This is a genomic window from Pseudotabrizicola algicola, assembly GCF_010915705.1.
GTDB classification, from domain to species: domain Bacteria; phylum Pseudomonadota; class Alphaproteobacteria; order Rhodobacterales; family Rhodobacteraceae; genus Pseudotabrizicola; species Pseudotabrizicola algicola.
In genome coordinates, this window is record NZ_JAAIKE010000001.1 from 575,803 (window position 1) to 593,589 (window position 17,787).

A 17,787-nucleotide genomic window follows, 5' to 3' on the forward strand; every position below is an offset into this window, starting at 1 on the left:
GTTGCAAAGGCGGCGCGAAGGGGGGATACTGCCCGCCCTAGTAGCCGACGATGGCCGTGCCAAGGAACGCGCCCGCCAACAGACCCGCCACCACCGTGCCGAGCGTGAATATCCGGTCGGCGTTCAGCCAGACCAGAAACGACAGCCCGCGATAGCCTTGAATCACCAGTTGCATGGCGCATCCCCTTGTCTCATCCTTCGGGGATAGCCAGAAAATACGGCCTGATTATGGCATCTGCTCAGGGGCAGAACAGATCATTGGTCAGCGCAAAGACCATCAGCGACAGCAAAAGCGCCAGCCCCACCATCATCATCAGTTGCAGCGCCCTGTCCGACGGCGGCTTGCCCGTCACCGCCTCATAGGCGTGAAACACCAGATGCCCGCCGTCCAGCACAGGGATCGGGAACAGGTTCATCAACCCAACCGCCACCGACAGCATGGCGATGAACCAGATAAAGCTCTCCGCACCCTGACTGGCCGCCGCACCCGAGCTTTCGGCAATCCCGATGGGGCCCCGCAGGTTGCAACTGGAAATCGCGCCGGTGACCATGTGGTAAAGCCCCGAAAGCGAGGTGGTCGCGATCATCCATGTCTGGCTGCCCGCAATCCCCACCGCCTCCAGCGGGCCGGGGGTGCGCACCACGGGCTCAAACCCGATGCCGCCCGTCAGGCCGATCAGCCAGCGCGTTTCAAACCCGCCCGCCGCGCGCGGAATGTCCATGCGGCGCGGGGTCAGCGTGGCGTCAAACACCTCGCCGCCGCGCCACACCGTCAACCGCAAATCGCGCCCGTCCGAGTCGCCCACAATCGCGCGCAACTCGGAAAAGGCGTAGATCGGCGTGCCATCCACCGCCAGCACCACATCGCCCGCCTGCAAGCCCGCCGCAAAGGCCGCCGTCTGCGGTTGCACCCCGCCTGCCAGCGGCGGGAACGGGAACGGCCCGTCAAAGGCCACCTGCCGACCGTCGCGTTCGACCAGATAGGCCACAGTCTCGCTTGGGGGCAAAGTCTCGGCCACCGACACAAGCGTGCTCAGGTCCGGCGTCGGCTGGCCCGCCAGTTCCAGCACGCGGTCCCCCGCTTGCAGGGTCTGGCCCTCATAGGGCAAGGACGGCACCTGCCCCACCACCGCCTCCTGCGTCGCCACCCCGCGCACCAGAACCATGCCGGTAAAGATCGCCAGAGCCATCGCGAAATTGAACGCAGGCCCCGCCGCCACCGTCAGCGCCCGCGCCCACAAGGGCGCGCCATGCATGGTGCGCCGCCGCTCTGCCGCCGAAAGCCCGTCAATCGCCGCGCCATCCTTGCCGGAGGCCGCGTTGGAATCGCCCAGAAACTTCACATAACCGCCAAAGGGCAGCGCCGCGACCTGCCAGCGGGTGCCGTGCCGGTCGACCCGCGAAAACAGGATCGGCCCGAAGCCAAGGCTGAACACCTCGGCATGGATGCCCGTCCAGCGCCCCACGATGTAATGGCCGTATTCATGCACCGCCACGATGATCGACAGCGCAACCACAAAGGCGATCACCGTCCAGACCAGACCGCCAAAGCTCGGAACAAGACCAATCAGATCCAAGGGATATCCTTTGTGTCAAAGCCGCAGACGGCCAATTGTTTCAGGTTCGGTCCGGCTCAGCGTCGCGCGGCGAGCGCTGCCGCCGCCTCGCTGGCACGCACCCGCGCAAGATGGTCTGCGCCAAGGATGTCCTCAAGGGTCATCGCGTCAGTTTCAAGGCACATCTCCGGCATCATGCGGGCAAGCGTGTCTTCGACCACGCCCGCCATGTCCATAAAGCCGATGCGCCCTTCCAGAAAACGGTCCAGCGCGATTTCCTTGGCCGCGTTGAACGCCGCCCCCGCCAGCCCCCGCGCTTCCATCACCTCGCGGCACAGACGCAGCGCCGGATAGCGCTCAAGATCGGGGGCTCGAAAGCTCAGCGTCGCGATCTGCGCCAGATCGAGCCGCGCCACCGGCAGCGGCGCCCGCGCGGGCCAGTTCAGCGCATAGCCGATGGAATGGCGCATATCGGGCGCACCCATATGGGCCATGATCGCCCCGTCCTGAAAGCCGACCAGCGAATGGATCAGGCTCTCGGGGTGGATGATCACCTCGATCTGCTCGGGGCGCACACCGAAAAACTCGCGCGTTTCGATGACTTCCAGCGCCTTGTTGAACATCGAGGCGGAATCGATGGTAATGCGCTGCCCCATCGCCCAGTTCGGATGCGCCAAAGCCTCCTTCACCGTGGCCTGCGCCAGCGCCTCCAGCGGCCAGTCCCGCAAGGCCCCCCCCGATGCGGTCAGGATGATCCGCTCGACCGCCGCAATATCCTCGCCCACCAAGGCCTGATAAATCGCGGAATGCTCGGAATCCACCGGCAAGATCTGCGCGTCATGTCGCGCCGCCGTCGCCATCAGCAAAGGTCCGGCGGTCACCAGACTTTCCTTGTTGGCCAGCGCCAGCGCCCGCCCGTGGCGCAGCGCCCGCAGCCCCGGCACCAGACCCGCCGCACCGACGATCGCGCTCATGACCCAATCGGCGGGGCGGTCTGCCGCCTCGGCAATCGCGGCATCGCCTGCGGCAACCTCGACACCCGTTCCGGCGAGCGCGTCCCGCAGCGCGGGCAGGCAGGAGTCGTCCGCGCAAACCGCGACCTCGGGGCGCAAGACCCGCGCCATCTCCGCAAGGCGCGCCACATTGCGACCGCCCGTCAGCGCCACGGTGCGGAAGGTCTGCGCCCCGCCCGCGCGGCAGATCAGGTCATAGGTGCTTTCCCCGACAGACCCCGTGGCCCCGAAGATCGAAATGCTGCGCATGGCCTTACCCCCCCAACGGCGCGGGCATCGGCAAGGACGTGAACAGCCCCAGCAGCATGATCAGCACCACGGCCCCGATCATCGCGTCGAAACGGTCCAGAAACCCGCCATGACCGGGGATCAGCGCCGAGGAATCCTTGACCCCGGACCGCCGCTTGATCCAGCTTTCGGCAATGTCGCCCATCTGCCCCGCAAGCGCGACAAAAGGCGCCAGCGCCACCGCGAGCCAGGGCGCATGGCCCGTCGCCACGAAAACCAGCGATACCGCGATTGCCCCCACCCAGCCCGCAACCGTGCCGGACCATGTCTTTTTCGGGCTGATCGCGGGCCAGAACTTCGGCCCGCCCACCAGTCGGCCGACGAAATATCCCATCACATCCGAAACGATCACAATGGCCACGATCCACAGGATCGCGGGCACCCCGGGGCTGCGCAACTCGATCAGCCCGTAGCCCGCCACCATGATCGCAATGCCGTAGACCGTGGCGATCCGGCGGTCCCTGCGCGGCGTCAGCGCCAGCGCCAGCCCCGGCAGGATCAGCAGCGTCGTCGCCAGATCATCGCGAAACAGTTCGGCCCCCGCCAGACAGGCCGCCGCGACCAGCCCCATCGCCACGGGCGTGCGCCTGCGACCGGGCGCGGTCATGTTGGCAAGCTCCCAATACATGACGCCGGTCAGCGCGATCACCATGAGCGAGAACGGCAAGCCGCCGAGCCACAATTCGCCCGCACCGATCGCCAGCATGAACAGCGCCGAAATCGCGCGCTTCTTCAGGTCTCCCCAGCGGGCAATCGCCTCTGTCATGCGCTGATAACCCCGCCAAAGCGCCGCTCGCGGTTGCCAAAACGGGACACGATCTGCGCCAGCTCGGCGGGCGTGAAATCGGGCCACAGCGTCGGCGTGAACTCATACTCGGCATAGGCCGTCTGCCAGAGCAGATAATTCGAGGTGCGCGTCTCGCCACTGGTGCGGATCACCAGATCGGGGTCGGGCAGATCGGCCGTATCCAGCCGCCCGCCGATCAGCGCGTCGTTCACCTGTTCGGGCGCAAGCCGCCCTGCCGCCACATCGGCGGCGATACTGCGCATCGCGCGCGTCAACTCGTCCCGACCGCCGTAATTGATGGCCACGGTCAGGTTCAGCCGCGTGAAGGAAGCCGTGCGCGCCTCGATACCATCCATCAGCCGCCGGAGTTTGGGATTGAGCGGGGTCCGGTCGCCGATGAAGCGCATCCTCACCCCCTCGGCGGCCAGCCGGTCGGCCTCGCGCTCGATATAGCGGGCAAAGATCGACATCAGCCCGACCACCTCTTCGGTGGACCGTTTCCAGTTCTCGGTCGAAAACGCATAGACCGTCAGCCAGCGGATGCCCAGATCGGGGGCGCAGCGCACGATCTCCTTGACGCGCTCTGCCCCCTTGCGATGCCCCACCAGCCGGGGCCAGCCGCGCGAGGTGGCCCAGCGGCCATTGCCGTCCATGATGATGGCCACATGTTCCGCCGGGCGGGCCTGCTTTTGGTGTGCCGTATCGCTCGAAGCCAAGCCCTGTCCCTTTTTGCAAAATTCTCCGGGACCATTGCCCGGAGCCAAAACAAGATATGCGCGCGCCGGATCAGCCCGCCGTCAGACCTGCATGATCTCGGCTTGCTTGCCTTCAAGAGTCTGGTCCACCATCTTGATGAACTTGTCGGTCATCTCCTGAACTTCGGATTCCCAGAACTTGACGTCGTCTTCCGACAGGCCGTCCGCCTTGGCCTTCTTGATCTGGTCCATCCCGTCACGGCGCAGGTTGCGCACCGCCACCCGCGCATGTTCGGCATAGGAGGCCGCCACCTTGGTCAGCTCCTTGCGGCGCTGCTCGTTCAGCTCGGGGATCGGCAGCATGATGATGGTGCCGTTGGTCTGCGGGTTGATGCCGAGGCCCGACTCGCGGATCGCCTTTTCCACCTTGTTGACCATGCCCTTGTCCCAGACGTTGATCGTCACCATCCGCGGCTCCGGCACGTTGACGGTGCCAAGCTGGTTGATCGGCGTCATCTGGCCATAGGCATCCACCTGGATCGGCTCCAGCATCGAGCCCGACGCACGCCCCGTGCGCAAACTGGCAAATTCGGTGCGCAGCGCGTTGATCGCGCCTTCCATGCGGCGGGAAAGATCGTCGGTATCCAGTTCGAAATCGTCAGCCATCGTCTCGTTCCTTCGTCAGCGCCGCGCGGGCCTTGGCCCCGTCCGGCGTTTTTCCTGTCTATATGCGATGCGGGGCCAAGGGTATAGCCCCTGCCCGCCGCTTCGGTCCGCGCGCGGACATGCGCCCTGCCGCGCCGTCAGTCATGCACGATGGTATAGGTGCCGCGCCCCGCCATGATCCCCTTGAACCCGCCGGGCTCGGACAGGGCAAAGACCACCAGCGGCATCCGGTTGTCGCGGCAGAGCGCGATGGCGCTGGCGTCCATCACCTTGAGATTGCGCTGCAGCACATCATCATAGGAAATGTCGCCATAGCGCTTGGCATCGGGGTTGGTCTTGGGATCGCTGTCATAGATGCCATCGACATTCTTGCCCATAAAGATCGCCTCGCAGGCCATTTCCGAGGCGCGCAGCGCGGCAGCGGTGTCGGTGGTGAAATAGGGGTTTCCGGTGCCGGCGGCAAAGATGCAGACCCGCTTCTTCTCAAGGTGGCGCACGGCGCGGCGGCGGATATAGGGCTCGCAGACCTGATCCATCGGAATGGCGCTGATGACGCGGGTGAAGACCCCCAGCGATTCGAGCGCGGCCTGCATGGCCAGAGCGTTCATCACCGTGGCGAGCATGCCCATGTAATCGGCGGTCGTGCGCTCCATCCCCTGCGCCGAGCCTTGCAAGCCCCTGAAAATATTGCCGCCCCCGATCACCATGCAGATCTCGACCCCGAGATCGTGCACTGCCTTGATCTCGCGCGCGACCCGTTCCACCGTGGGGGGATGCAAGCCATAGGCCTGATCGCCCATCAGCGCTTCGCCCGAGATCTTCAGCATCACGCGATTGTATTTCACACCGCTTTCCTGGGCCGCTGTTGTCATGGGCTTTCCTTGTCTGACTGGTTTTGCGATTGGACTGCCGCGCAAAATGTCGCAAAACGGCAGCGGGTTCAACCTGTGACTGGCGGAGGAGCGGGGGGTTTCACACCCCCCGCACCCCCCGTGGGATATTTAAGGACAGAAAATATGCTGACTCAGATATCGCGCGATGCACCCGTCCTGATCGCGGGGCCGACCGCCAGCGGCAAATCGGCGCTGGCGATGGAACTTGCCGCGCGCGACGGGCGGGTGATCGTCAATGCCGATGCGCTGCAGGTCTATAGCTGCTGGCGGCTGCTCACCGCGCGTCCCTCGGCGGCGGAAGAGGCGGCGGCGCCCCATGCGCTGTATGGCCATGTCGGGCGCGATCAGCCCTATTCGGTGGGGCACTGGCTGCGCGAGGTTTCCGGCCTTCTGGACCGGCCCGTGGTGATCGTGGGGGGGACCGGACTTTATTTTCTGGCGCTGACCGAAGGGCTGGCCGAGGTGCCGCAGATTCCGCACGAAGTGCGGGCGGCGGGCGATGCGCTGCGCCTGTCCGATCCCGGCGCGATGGTGGCGGCGCTCGATGCGCCCACGGCGGCGCGGATCGATCTGGCCAACCCTGCGCGTGTGCAGCGCGCCTGGGAAGTGCTGACGGCGACCGGACGCGGGCTTGCCGAATGGCAGGCCGCGACCCCTGCCCCGCTGGTGCCACGCTGGGCGGCAGAGGCGCTGGTGCTGCGGCCCGAGGTGGACTGGCTCAACCGCCGCATCGACCGGCGGTTTGACCAGATGATGGCCGGGGGCGCGCTGGAGGAAGTGCGCGCCGAGGCCCCCTATTGGCAACCCGACCGCCCCTCGGCCCGCGCGATCGGCGCGCCGGAACTGATCGCGCATCTGCGCGGACAGCTTCCGCTGGCCGAGGCGGTGGCGGCGGCAAAACTGGCCAGCCGCCAATATGCCAAGCGCCAGCGCACCTGGTTTCGCAGCCGGATGCGCGACTGGACCGCGCTGTCGCTGCCCTGAGCCTCCGGGCGATGCAACTTATCCACAGGGGGCGCTTTGTTCTGTGGAGAAGGTCATAATTCTGCTTGGGTTGCGGGCGATGGGCTGCTTATCTGGCGGCATGGACAGCAAGCAGGATGCCATGAATACCCCTCGCGCCCTATCGCAACTGCGTGTCACCGCCATTCCGCGCCTTGCCTCGGGCGGACGCTGGCGGGTGGAGGCGATGCGCGCGATCTCCGAGCCGATGTTCCTGTGGTTCACCAAGGGACAGGGGCGGATCACCATAGCCGGTGTGACGCGGGGCTATACGGCCCATAATGCGGTGTTCATCCCCGCAGGCGTGATGCACGGCTTCGAGGTGGGGCCGCAAGTCTTTGGCACCGCCGTGTTTTTCGGGCGTGACACCGACGTGACCCTGCCCGAGACGCCGCAGCACCTGCGCATCCGCGAAGTGCATGCGCAGCAGGAAATCAACGTGATTCTCGATTCGCTCCAGCGCGAGATGGAGAGCGACATCCCCGCCCATGACCGCGCGACGCGCCATTACCTTGGCCTGCTCAGCGTCTGGCTGGAGCGGCAGGCGGTCAAGGCCGCGCCCGAAACCCCCAAGCCCGATGCCGCCCGCCGCCTTGTCGCACGCTACACCGCCCTGATGGAGCGTGAGTTCCGCAACGGCACCGGGGTGGGCGAATTCGCCGCCGCCCTCGGCGTGACACCCACCCATCTGACGCGCTGCTGCCGCATCGCCTGCGGCCGCTCTGCCATTGAAGTGTTGCAGGACCGCCGCATCTTCGAGGCGCGCCGCTTGCTGGCCGAGACCAAGCTGCCCGTGGCCCGCATCGGCGAGGCGCTCGGCTTCACCTCGGCCGCCTATTTCACCCGCTCGTTCCAGCACCTGACCGGACGCTCGCCCACCGCCTTCCGGCGCGAGATCTAGGCCGCGCATCCTGCCGCCCCGACCCCGCATCCCCTGCCGCGCATCGCATGCCGGCAGCGCCCCGCTCTGGGGCTTTTTGCCGTGGTTCTGGTAAAAAATCCCGAACGGCGGTCGACGCCATGTCGCATTTGCTGCACAATAGGACGACTTCGGGCGTTGACGCGAAGGCCAAAGTATTGCGCAATGGCGACAACGTCCCGGTGCATTTTCGCGGTCGGCTTTCGCACAGACCGGGCAAGAAAAGACTGGCCGTGCCGTCATTGGCATAGGCCGGCGCAATCGTGAAAAACGAAACAAGATGGCTTGACCATCAGGGAGACAAAAGATGACCGACAAGACGAAGACGCTGCACCCGGCTGCGACCATGCTGGCGAGCGAGGCCCGCGCGGGCAAGCTCAGCCGCCGCGAGTTTCTCTCGCGCGCCACAGCCCTCGGCGTGACCGCCCCCGCCGCCTACGCCCTGCTGGGGCTGGAGGCTCCGGCACAGGCGCAGGCCGCCAGCACCGGCGGCATCCTGCGCGTCGGCATGGAGGTGAAGGCCCAGAAAGACCCGCGCACCGCCGACTGGCCGCATATCGCCAACGTCTATCGCGGCTGGCTGGAATATCTGGTGCAATATAACCCCGACGGCAGTTTCGAAGGCCGCCTGCTCGAAAGCTGGGAAGCCAACGAGGACGCCACGCAGTATACGCTCAAGGTGCGCCCCGGCGTCACCTGGAACAATGGCGACGCCTTCACCGCCGATGATGTGGTGCGCATGTTCACCCGCTGGACCGATGGCTCGGTCGAGGGCAATGCGATGGCCTCGCGCTTCCTTGGCCTTGTCGATGAAAACACCAAATCGCTGCGCGATGGCGCGGTGGTCAAGGTCGATGACATGACGGTGCAACTGGTGATGTCGATGTCCGACGTCGCGGTCATCGCAAACCTTGCCGACTATCCGGCCGCTGTCACCCATGCCTCTTACGTCGACGGCTCCGATCCTTCGGCCAATCCGATCGGCACCGGCCCCTATCTGCCGCGCGAAGTCGCGGTCGGCCAGCGCGCCATTCTGGCCCGCAACGAAGGCCACACCTGGTGGGGCGGCACCGTGCCGCTGGATGAAATCCACTACATCGACTTCGGCACCGACCCCGCCGCGATGGTCGCGCTTGCCGGATCGGACGAGATCGACTGCAACTACGAATCCACCGGCGAGTTCATCGACGTGCTGGACGGTCTGGGCTGGAACAAGCTGGAGGCGGTTACCGCCTCGACCATCGTCATGCGCATGAACTCGGCCAATGGCGATCTTTACAAGGACAAGTCGGTGCGTCAGGCCATCCAGAAAGCCGTCGATCCGGCGGTCATTCTGGAACTGGGCTACAACGGCCTTGGCACCACGGCGGAAAACCACCACGCCTGCCCGGTCCACCCCGAATATGCCGAAATTCCGAAGCAGGTGATCGATCCCGCCGGTCTGAAACCCGCGCTGGAAGCCGCTGGCCTCGCCGATGCCGAATTCGAGCTGATCTCTCTCGATGACGGCTGGGAAGCGGCCTCGACCGATGCCGTCGCCGCGCAATTGCGCGACGCGGGCGCCAATATCAAGCGCACGGTGATGCCGGGCTCGACCTTCTGGAACGACTGGCAGAAATACCCGTTCTCCTCGACCACTTGGAACCACCGTCCGCTGGCCGTGCAGAATATGAGCCTTGCCTACACCTCCACCGGCTCGTGGAACGAAACCGGCATGGCCAACCCCGAGTTCGACGCCGCGATGACCAAGGCGCTCTCGCTCGCCGATGCCGATGCCCGGCGTGAGGTGATGGTGACCCTGCAAACCATCCTGCAAGACGAAGGCTACATCATCCAGCCCTTCTGGCGCTCGCTCTATCGCCATGCGCGGCCGGGCGTGAACATCGACATGCACCCGTCGTTCGAACACCACCACTACAAGTGGTCGCTGGCCTGATCCGGCCATCAGGGGGGCTGCGGCAGCGCCGCGGCCCCTGCCACCCGTCCACCCTGCCCCCCGCCGCTCCTGATGCACCCACCCTTTGCCCCCATCGCAAGGGAAGGAATTAGACATGCTCCCGTTTCTCCTGCGCCGGGTCGGCGTCATGGTCCTGACGGCGCTCACGCTCAGTTTTGTCGTGTTCTGCCTCACAAATCTGGCGCCGAACCTCGAAAAACTGGCCCGCACCGAAGGCTCGGTCCGCATGAGCGACGAGGCAGTGCTGTCCTGGATCGAAAACAACGGCCACGGCGGGCCGATGGTGATGCGCTATGGCCAATGGCTCGGGGTCGTGCCGGGCTGGACCCGCACCGATGCGCAGGGCGTCACCCGTGGCCGCTGCATCCAGGGCGGGCTCACCGCTGAAACCGCACCGCGCTATTGCGGCATCCTTCAGGGCGACTGGGGCACCTCGACCGTGTTCCGCGAACCGGTGATCAAGACCATCAAGGACAAGCTGGGCGCAACCGGCTGGCTGATGCTCTGGGTCATGCTGGTGATGGTGCCGGTCTCGCTCATCATCGGCGTGCTCTCGGGAATGCGCGAGGGAAGCCGCACCGACCGCGTGCTCTCGACCTTTGCCATCGCCACCACCGCCACGCCGGAATATGTCTCGGGCGTCATCCTCGTGGTGGTCTTTGCCTCGGCCACCACCGGCATATCGCCCATCCTCGCCGAATGGGGCTGGATCAGCGGGCGCACGCTGTTCCTCGGCACCGCCACCAGTGCCATCGACCAGATCACCTTCTGGAATTTCGCCCTGCCCGTGATGACCATCGCGCTCTACGGCATCGGCTACATCGCCCGCATGACCCGCGCCAGCATGACAGAGGTGATGACCCAGCAATACATCCGCACCGCGCGGCTCAAGGGCGTCGCCTTCCATCAGGTCATCCTCAAACATGCGCTGCGCAACGCACTGATCGCCCCCTTCACCGTCATCATGCTGCAGTTTCCCTGGCTGCTGAACGGCGTGGTCATCGTGGAAACCCTGTTCAACTACAAGGGCTTCGGCTGGACACTGGTGCAGGCCGCCGGCAACAACGACATCCAGCTCCTGCTGGCCTGTTCCGTGGTCGCGGTCTTCGTCGTGCTGCTGACGCAACTCATATCCGATATCGGCTATGTGTTCCTGAACCCCCGTATCCGGCTGAGCTAAGGACCCCAAGCATGGAACCTCTCTCCTGGCCGATGATCTTTGCCAAGATGGTCGTGCAGTTCTGGCCGGTCTGGGCGGCGCTGATCGTCACCGTCGCCCTGTCCCTCCACTTCCGCCGCCGCCTCGGCCTCTACGGCAAGCTCTTTGATTCCACGGTCGGACTCCTCGGCTTCGTCATTGTGATGTTCTGGGTGTTCACCGCGCTTTTCGCCGACCTCATCATCACCTTCGACCCGATCGCCCAGATCTCGCAGATGAAGAACGTCAGCCCCGGCACACCGGTCCCAGGCTCCGACCAGTGGTATCTGCTCGGCGGCGATCACCTCGCCCGCGATGTGTTCTCCCGCGTGGTGATGGGCGCACGCCGCGTGCTCACCATCGCGCCCGCCGCCACCGTCATCGCCTTCATGGTCGGCATCACCCTCGGCCTGCCCGCAGGCTATTTCGGCGGCAAGCTCGACACCGGCCTCAGCTTCATCGCCAACCTCGTGCTGGCCTTCCCGGTGATCCTGCTGTTCTACCTGCTCGTCACCCCCGAAATCCGCCAGACCGGCGTGCCGGTGGTGCTGGCCGCCGTGCTCTTCCTCTTCCCGGTGATCTTCGTCTCGGTGCTTCTGAACAGCCGCTATTTCACCAATCCGGCGCGCCGCAACCTCTATGTCGGCGCCGCCCTCGCCGTCGGCCTCTGGGCCTATTCCGGCCTTGCCTTCAACGCCGATCCCACCGGCATCTGGTCGATGGACCCGAACCTCCTGAACGTCTTCGTCTCGGTGGTCTTCGTCAACGCCCCCACCGTGTTCCGCATCGTGCGCGGCATCGTGATGGACCTCAAATCGCGTGATTACGTCGCCGCCGGCCAGACGCGCGGCGAAGGCCCGTGGTATATCATGCTCTGGGAAATCCTGCCCAACGCCCGCGGCCCGCTGATCGTCGACTTCTGCCTGCGCATCGGCTACACCACCATCCTCCTCGGCACGCTCGGTTTCTTCGGCCTCGGCGTCTCGCCTGAATCCCCCGACTGGGGCAGCACCATCGACGACGGCCGCAAGCTCCTGTCCATCTACCCCCACCCCGCCGTGGTCCCCGCCCTCGCCCTGATGAGCCTCGTCCTCGGCCTCAACCTCCTCGCCGACGGCCTGCGCGAAGAATCGATGCGTGACTGATCATTTTCCGTCCCCAAGTATCCCACGGGGGTCCGGGGGTGTGAAGCCCCCGGTCCCGCACTCTCCCGAAGGAACCGCCCGATGACCGACTGGGACCCGTCCAAACCGATCCTCGAAATCGAGAACCTCTCGATCTCCTTCTTCACGCGTCTGCGCGAAATTCCGGCGGTGATGGATTTTTCCTGCACCGTGATGCCGGGCGAGGCGATGGGGCTGGTCGGCGAGTCGGGATGCGGCAAATCCACCGTTGCCCTCGCGGTCATGCGCGATCTGGGCAAGACCGGCCGCATCACCGGCGGCGCGATCAAGTTCAAGGGCCGCGACCTCACCACCATGACCGAAGAAGAGCTGCGCCACATCCGCGGCTCGGAAATCGCGATGATCTATCAGGAACCGATGGCCAGCCTGAACCCCGCCATGCGCATCGGCGAGCAACTGGCCGAAGTGCCGATCATCCACCAGAACATGCCGCGCGCCGAGGCTCTGGCCCTTGCCCGCCAGATCATCGCCGATGTGCGCCTGCCCGACCCGGACCGCATCCTGCGCGCCTATCCGCACCAGCTCTCGGGCGGCCAGCAGCAGCGCATCGTGATCGCGATGGCGCTGATGGCCAAGCCCGCGCTCCTGATCCTCGACGAGCCGACCACCGCGCTCGACGTGACGGTCGAGGCGGGCATCGTCGATCTGGTCAAGGAACTCGGCGCGAAATACGGCACCTCGATGCTGTTCATCAGCCATAACCTCGGCCTCATCCTCGATGTCTGCGACCGTCTGTGCGTGATGTACTCCGGCGAGGCGGTGGAAACCGGCAATGTGCGCGAGGTCTTCGACAAGATGCGCCACCCCTATACGCAAGCGCTGTTTCGCTCGATCCCGCTGCCGGGGGCCGACAAGAATTCCAGCCCGCTGATTGCCATCCCGGGCAATTTCCCGCTGCCGCACGAACGGCCCAAGGGCTGCAACTTCGGCCCGCGCTGCGATTACTTCCGCGACGGGCTGTGCAACGCGCGCGACATCCCGATGGACGCGGTCACCGATCATGACCGCCACGCCACCCGCTGCCTGCGCTGGACCGAGATCGACTGGAACGCCCCCGCCAAGGTCGGCAAGATCACCGAAAAGCTGCCCCCCGGCCGGCTGGTCCTCAAGATGGAGGACCTCAAGAAATACTACGCCGTTTCTTCGGGTGCCTTCGGCGGCGGCGCAGCCAAGGTGGTCAAGGCCAATGAATCGCTGACCTTCGAAGCGCATGAGAACGAAACCCTCGCCATCGTGGGGGAATCGGGCTGCGGCAAATCCACCTTCGCCAAGGTGCTGATGGGGCTGGAAACCGCCACCAGCGGCTCGATCATGCTGTTCGACGAAAACGTGCAGGACACGCCGATCCAGGCCCGCAACACGGATACCGTATCCAAGCTGCAGATGGTGTTCCAGAACCCGTTCGACACGCTGAACCCCAGCATGACCGTGGGCCGCCAGATCATCCGCGCGCTGGAAATCTTCCAGAAAGGCAATTCCGACGCCGAGCGCGAAGCGATGATGCTCAACTTGCTCGACATGGTGAAACTGCCCCGCGCCTTTGCCGAGCGGATGCCGCGCCAGCTTTCTGGCGGGCAAAAGCAGCGCGTCGGCATCGCCCGCGCCTTCGCGGGCGGCGCCAAGGTGGTGGTGGCCGACGAACCCGTCTCTGCGCTTGACGTCTCGGTGCAGGCGGCGGTCACCGATCTTCTGATGGATATCCAGCGCGAGAACCACACGACGCTGTTGTTCATCAGCCACGACCTGTCGATCGTGCGCTACCTCAGTGACCGGGTGATGGTCATGTATCTGGGCCATGTGGTGGAACTGGGCAGCACCGATCAGGTCTTCGCTCCGCCCTACCACCCCTATACCGAGGCGCTGCTCTCGGCCGTGCCGATCGCCGACACGCGGGTGCAAAAGCGCCGCATCGTGCTCGAAGGCGACATCCCCTCCGCCATGAACCCGCCGCCGGGCTGCCCGTTCCAGACCCGCTGCCGCTGGAAGTCACAGGTGCCGGGCCAACTCTGCGAAACCGTGCTGCCCCCGGTGCAGGTGCTGGCGGGCGGGCACCAGATCAAATGCCACCTGTCGGCAGAGCAACTGGCGCGGATGGAGCCGGTCATCACCATCGCCGCCGAATAGGCAGGCGGCAGGCATCGGACGCCTCCGGCGGGAGGTTTCCAGAACGCTGCAAGCGGCAGGGGTCAGCCCTTGACCGCGGCCACCGGCAACAGGGCGGCAGCGATGCGGCGGCCCTCGGAAAGCAGCACATTATAGGTGCGGCAGGCGGCGGGAGAGTTCATCACCTCCACCCCGATGCCCGCCTCCTCCATGATCCGGCGGAAGGCGGCGGGCGGATGCGCGATTTCCGCGCCGGTGCCGACGAACAGCACGTCGATCCGCCCCCCGAGCGAAAGCGGCGTCTGGGTATCGTCAAACCCGCCCCAGAGGCCCGCATCCCAAGGGGTGATCAGGCAGGCCCCGCGCAGCACATGGCCGCCCACGCGGAAAAAGCCGGGGCCATAGCCTTCGATCGGTTGCGCGGTGCCATAGCTGATCTCGGTCAGGCGCATCGCGTCACGCGTCGATATTGGCGTATTCGTCGGGCGTGCCCTTCTTGGGCTTGTCGGTGCGGTCCAGCCCGATCATCAGCACCAGATTCTTGGCTATATAGACCGAGGAATAGGTGCCGATCACGATGCCGAAGGTGATCGCGAAGACAAAGCCGCGGATCACGTCGCCGCCAAAGATCAGCATGGCGATCAGCGCGATCAGCGTGGTGCCCGTGGTCATCAAGGTGCGGCTCAGCGTTTCATTCGCCGAAAGGTTCATCACGTCGCGCAGCGGCATTGTCTTGTATTTGATCAGGTTTTCCCGCAGGCGGTCGAAGATCACCACCGTGTCGTTGATCGAATAGCCAAGGATGGTCAGCAGCGCCGCCACGATGGCCAGATCGAACTTGATCTGGAACAGCGCGAACACCCCGATGGTGATGATGATGTCATGCACCAGCGCCGCCACCGCGCCCACCGCATATTGCCATTCGAAGCGCAGCCAGATGTAGATCAGGATCGCCCCCGATGCGCCAAGCACGGCAAGGATCGCGCTCCAGATCAGCTCGCCCGAGACCTTGGGGCCAACCGATTCCACCGAAGGAAAGGTGATCGACGGGTCGACCGCCTTGAGCGCGTCTTCCACTGCCTGAATGGTTTCCGGCGTCACCGCTTCCGAGCCGTCCTGCGCGGCGATCCGCACCTGCGCGACGAACTGGTCGGCGTCGAAGGTGGGGTCGAACACTTCGGTGATCGACACATCGCCAAGGTCAAGCCCGGTCAGCGCCTGACGATAGGCACCCACATCGACCGCCTGATTGCTCTCGGTGCGGATGGTGGTGCCGCCCTGGAAGTCGATGCCGAAGTTCAGCCCCATCACCGCCCAGAGCGCGACAGAGGCCGCCATCATCACGCATGAGGTGACAAGCATCGCCCATTGATAGGCGAAGAAGTTGATATTCGTGTTTTCGGGCGCAAGCCGCAGACGAAAGGCCATGATATCTTCCCTTACACGATGATTGTCTTGGGACGGCGCCAGCCGATCCACATCTCGACCAGAACCCGCGTCACGAACAGCGCCGTGAAGACCGAGGTCAGAATGCCGATGCCAAGGGTGATGGCAAAGCCGCGCACAGGGCCGGACCCAACCGCAAAGAGCACGGTTGCGGTGATGAAGGTGGTGATGTTGGCATCGACGATCGCCGACATCGCCTTCTCATAGCCAAGCTGGATGGCACGGCCCGGCAACTTGGCGTTGCGCAATTCTTCACGGATACGCTCGAACACCAGCACGTTGGCGTCCACCGCCATGCCGATGGTCAGCACGATCCCCGCGATCCCCGGCAGGGTCAGCGTGCCGCCGATGGTGGACAGCGCGCCAAAGATCAGCGCGACGTTGATGCCAAGCGCGATCGTCGCGAAGGTGCCGAACATTCCGTAACAGGCGATCATGAAGAACACCACCGCGCCCATCGCGATGATGGCAGCGGTCTTGCCCGCATCGATGCTGTCCTGCCCCAGTTCGGGGCCGATGGTGCGCTCTTCGAGGAAGGTCAGTTCCGCCGGCAAGGCCCCTGCCCGCAGCAGAACCGCCAGTTCCGTGCTCTGCTCCACAGTGAACGATCCGGTGATGATCCCCGATCCGCCCGGAATATGGCTCTGGATCACGGGGGCCGAGATCACCTCGTTGTCGAGGACGATGGCGAAAGGCGCGCCGATATTTGCGGCGGTGTAATCGCCGAACTTGCGCGCGCCCGACGGGTTGAAGCGGAAGTTCACGGCGGGCCGGTTGTTCTGGTCAAAGGCGGGCTGCGCATCGACCAGTTCCTCGCCGGTCACCACCGGCGTTTCCTCGACGATGTAATACACCCCCGCCTCATCCATCGACGGCAGCAGCAGGTTGCGCGGTCCGGGGCTGGCCCCCGCGTCCGAGGTGCGCCCGATCACCGGATTGAAGGTCAGTTTCGCCGTGGTCCCGATCAGCGCCTTGAGTTCGGCGGCCGAACCGATGCCGGGCACCTGGATCAGGATGCGGTCTGCGCCCTGACGCTGGATCGTCGGCTCGCGCGTGCCGACCTCGTCGACACGGCGACGCACGATCTCGAGGCTCTGCTGGATCGTGCGGTCATCGGTGGCGGCGCGTTCGGCCTGCGACAGCTGGATCACGATCTCCAGCCCCTCTGCGCTCACGTCGATGTCGTTCTGGCCGACGCCCGTCAGGCTGACGACCGGCGTCGCCAGCGCGCGCACCGCCTGAAGCGCGGTCGCCACGCCTCCGGCTTCGGAAATCGCCACCCGCAGCGTGCCTTCGGGGCTGGGCAGGCGGCGCACATTGCCCACCACATCGCGCTGGTCACGCAGCGCATCGCGCACCTCGGGCCAGAGCGAATCCATCCGCGCCTTGTAGACGTCTTCCACCTTGACCTCGGCCAGCAGATGCGCGCCGCCCCGCAGGTCAAGGCCAAGGTTCACAAGGTTCGAGGGCAGCCAGTTCGGCCACAGGTCCAGATCGGCCTGCTGCTCGGCCGTGGCAATGCCGCCCGCCGCCTCGACGGCGGCAAGCGCATCGTTATGCCGCTCGATATTGGTGTAGTTCAGGTTCGGAGCAGCCGCGACAACACCCCATGCGCAAATGGCAAGGATGATCACACGCTTCCACAGCGGCATGGCGTTCATCGCAGCGATCCTCTCAGGCAGCGGCAGGTTCGGTCTTGTTCATGACCGAAACAATCGTGGCCTTCACGACCTTGACCTTCACATTGTCGGCGATCTCGACAACGATGGTGCCATCCTCGTTCACATGGGTGACCTTGCCCACGATGCCGCCCTGCGTCAGCACCTGATCGCCGCGGCGCAGGGCCTCCACCATCGCCTTGTGCTCTTTCAGCTTCTTTTGCTGCGGGCGGATCAGCAGGAAATACATGATCCCGAAAATCAGGATCAGCGGCACAAAGCTGGTAAAGGCGGCAGCGCCGCCACCGGCGGCCTGGGCATAGGCGGGGGTTGCAAACATGGGCATCCTCATCACTGTCGGGCGGGGGAACCCCCCGGATTTCATCGCCGCGCACCCTAACGACAGGAGATTGCGGCTGCAA

General features: G+C 65.1%; 17 protein-coding genes. 6 read left to right on the forward strand and 11 right to left on the reverse strand.

From position 1 onward, the window contains the following. Positions 1–37: 37 nt before the first annotated feature. The 7 genes from G3572_RS21850 to pyrH all read right to left on the reverse strand — a co-directional run bounded on the left by G3572_RS21850 (position 38) and on the right by pyrH (position 5,877). Positions 38–175, reverse strand: a complete 138-nt coding sequence (locus G3572_RS21850; protein ID WP_205518447.1) for a hypothetical protein — start codon at positions 173–175, stop codon at positions 38–40. Between the two features lie 64 nt (positions 176–239). Beyond that, positions 240–1,577, reverse strand: a complete 1,338-nt coding sequence (gene rseP / locus G3572_RS02725) for an RIP metalloprotease RseP (RefSeq protein ID WP_164609124.1) — start codon at positions 1,575–1,577, stop codon at positions 240–242. A 56-nt stretch (positions 1,578–1,633) separates the two neighbouring features. After that, positions 1,634–2,818 carry a 1-deoxy-D-xylulose-5-phosphate reductoisomerase gene (dxr, locus tag G3572_RS02730; RefSeq protein ID WP_164609125.1) on the reverse strand — a complete coding sequence of 395 codons (1,185 nt, stop codon included), beginning with the start codon at positions 2,816–2,818 and terminating at the stop codon, positions 1,634–1,636. Between the two features lie 4 nt (positions 2,819–2,822). Beyond that, a complete protein-coding gene (locus tag G3572_RS02735; RefSeq protein WP_164609126.1) occupies positions 2,823–3,623 on the reverse strand; it encodes a phosphatidate cytidylyltransferase in 801 nt (266 codons plus the stop codon). Further along, entirely contained in the window at positions 3,620–4,297 is a 678-nt protein-coding gene (uppS, locus tag G3572_RS02740; protein ID WP_164609924.1) for a polyprenyl diphosphate synthase, read from the reverse strand. Before uppS ends, G3572_RS02735 begins: the two co-directional genes overlap by 4 nt. Positions 4,298–4,441: 144 nt before the next feature. After that, a complete protein-coding gene (gene frr / locus G3572_RS02745) occupies positions 4,442–5,005 on the reverse strand; it encodes a ribosome recycling factor (protein ID WP_164609127.1) in 564 nt (187 codons plus the stop codon). 137 nt (positions 5,006–5,142) lie between these two features. After that, entirely contained in the window at positions 5,143–5,877 is a 735-nt protein-coding gene (pyrH, locus tag G3572_RS02750) for a UMP kinase (RefSeq protein ID WP_164609128.1), read from the reverse strand. Positions 5,878–6,021: 144 nt separating this feature from the next. On the opposite strand from pyrH, the gene miaA reads away from it, so the two are divergent. The 6 genes from miaA (at position 6,022) to G3572_RS02780 (ending at position 14,282) form a co-directional block, all read left to right on the forward strand. Continuing rightward, a complete protein-coding gene (gene miaA / locus G3572_RS02755; protein ID WP_164609129.1) occupies positions 6,022–6,882 on the forward strand; it encodes a tRNA (adenosine(37)-N6)-dimethylallyltransferase MiaA in 861 nt (286 codons plus the stop codon). Positions 6,883–7,003: 121 nt separating this feature from the next. Beyond that, entirely contained in the window at positions 7,004–7,801 is a 798-nt protein-coding gene (locus tag G3572_RS02760; RefSeq protein ID WP_164609130.1) for a helix-turn-helix domain-containing protein, read from the forward strand. Between the two features lie 325 nt (positions 7,802–8,126). Next, positions 8,127–9,755, forward strand: a complete 1,629-nt coding sequence (locus G3572_RS02765; protein ID WP_164609131.1) for an ABC transporter substrate-binding protein — start codon at positions 8,127–8,129, stop codon at positions 9,753–9,755. 115 nt (positions 9,756–9,870) lie between these two features. Beyond that, positions 9,871–10,956 carry an ABC transporter permease gene (locus tag G3572_RS02770; protein WP_164609132.1) on the forward strand — a complete coding sequence of 362 codons (1,086 nt, stop codon included), beginning with the start codon at positions 9,871–9,873 and terminating at the stop codon, positions 10,954–10,956. Positions 10,957–10,967: 11 nt separating this feature from the next. Continuing rightward, positions 10,968–12,119, forward strand: coding sequence for an ABC transporter permease (locus tag G3572_RS02775; protein WP_164609133.1), 1,152 nt, complete (start codon positions 10,968–10,970; stop codon positions 12,117–12,119). A gap of 81 nt (positions 12,120–12,200) precedes the next feature. Continuing rightward, the gene (locus G3572_RS02780; protein ID WP_164609134.1) at positions 12,201–14,282 is read left to right on the forward strand and encodes a dipeptide ABC transporter ATP-binding protein; all 2,082 of its coding nucleotides are present in this window, start codon (positions 12,201–12,203) and stop codon (positions 14,280–14,282) included. Between the two features lie 62 nt (positions 14,283–14,344). On the opposite strand, the gene G3572_RS02785 is transcribed toward G3572_RS02780, so the two are convergent. From G3572_RS02785 to yajC, 4 genes are read right to left on the reverse strand one after another with little or no spacing between them, the layout of a single operon-like run. Beyond that, positions 14,345–14,713 carry an Mth938-like domain-containing protein gene (locus G3572_RS02785; protein ID WP_164609135.1) on the reverse strand — a complete coding sequence of 123 codons (369 nt, stop codon included), beginning with the start codon at positions 14,711–14,713 and terminating at the stop codon, positions 14,345–14,347. 4 nt (positions 14,714–14,717) lie between these two features. Further along, complete coding sequence (secF, locus tag G3572_RS02790) at positions 14,718–15,689, reverse strand: protein translocase subunit SecF (RefSeq protein WP_164609136.1); 972 nt, start codon at positions 15,687–15,689, stop codon at positions 14,718–14,720. 11 nt (positions 15,690–15,700) lie between these two features. Beyond that, positions 15,701–17,368, reverse strand: coding sequence for a protein translocase subunit SecD (gene secD, locus G3572_RS02795; RefSeq protein WP_164609137.1), 1,668 nt, complete (start codon positions 17,366–17,368; stop codon positions 15,701–15,703). Positions 17,369–17,381: 13 nt separating this feature from the next. Then, on the reverse strand, positions 17,382–17,705 hold the full coding sequence (yajC, locus tag G3572_RS02800) for a preprotein translocase subunit YajC (RefSeq protein WP_164609138.1): 324 nt from the start codon (positions 17,703–17,705) through the stop codon (positions 17,382–17,384). Positions 17,706–17,787 lie beyond the last annotated feature (82 nt).

What these genes read in the sequence shown, in the direction of transcription:
- dxr (WP_164609125.1), bottom strand. Translation starts at nt 2,818, where the DNA reads ATGCGCAGCATTTCGATCTTCGGGGCCACGGGGTCTGTCGGGGAAAGC.
- G3572_RS02765 (WP_164609131.1), top strand. Translation starts at nt 8,127, where the DNA reads ATGACCGACAAGACGAAGACGCTGCACCCGGCTGCGACCATGCTGGCG.
- frr (WP_164609127.1), bottom strand. Translation starts at nt 5,005, where the DNA reads ATGGCTGACGATTTCGAACTGGATACCGACGATCTTTCCCGCCGCATG.
- G3572_RS02760 (WP_164609130.1), top strand. Translation starts at nt 7,004, where the DNA reads ATGAATACCCCTCGCGCCCTATCGCAACTGCGTGTCACCGCCATTCCG.
- pyrH (WP_164609128.1), bottom strand. Translation starts at nt 5,877, where the DNA reads ATGACAACAGCGGCCCAGGAAAGCGGTGTGAAATACAATCGCGTGATG.
- miaA (WP_164609129.1), top strand. Translation starts at nt 6,022, where the DNA reads ATGCTGACTCAGATATCGCGCGATGCACCCGTCCTGATCGCGGGGCCG.
- G3572_RS02780 (WP_164609134.1), top strand. Translation starts at nt 12,201, where the DNA reads ATGACCGACTGGGACCCGTCCAAACCGATCCTCGAAATCGAGAACCTC.
- secD (WP_164609137.1), bottom strand. Translation starts at nt 17,368, where the DNA reads ATGAACGCCATGCCGCTGTGGAAGCGTGTGATCATCCTTGCCATTTGC.
- yajC (WP_164609138.1), bottom strand. Translation starts at nt 17,705, where the DNA reads ATGTTTGCAACCCCCGCCTATGCCCAGGCCGCCGGTGGCGGCGCTGCC.
- G3572_RS21850 (WP_205518447.1), bottom strand. Translation starts at nt 175, where the DNA reads ATGCAACTGGTGATTCAAGGCTATCGCGGGCTGTCGTTTCTGGTCTGG.
- uppS (WP_164609924.1), bottom strand. Translation starts at nt 4,297, where the DNA reads ATGGACGGCAATGGCCGCTGGGCCACCTCGCGCGGCTGGCCCCGGCTG.
- G3572_RS02775 (WP_164609133.1), top strand. Translation starts at nt 10,968, where the DNA reads ATGGAACCTCTCTCCTGGCCGATGATCTTTGCCAAGATGGTCGTGCAG.
- G3572_RS02785 (WP_164609135.1), bottom strand. Translation starts at nt 14,713, where the DNA reads ATGCGCCTGACCGAGATCAGCTATGGCACCGCGCAACCGATCGAAGGC.
- G3572_RS02735 (WP_164609126.1), bottom strand. Translation starts at nt 3,623, where the DNA reads ATGACAGAGGCGATTGCCCGCTGGGGAGACCTGAAGAAGCGCGCGATT.
- secF (WP_164609136.1), bottom strand. Translation starts at nt 15,689, where the DNA reads ATGGCCTTTCGTCTGCGGCTTGCGCCCGAAAACACGAATATCAACTTC.
- G3572_RS02770 (WP_164609132.1), top strand. Translation starts at nt 9,871, where the DNA reads ATGCTCCCGTTTCTCCTGCGCCGGGTCGGCGTCATGGTCCTGACGGCG.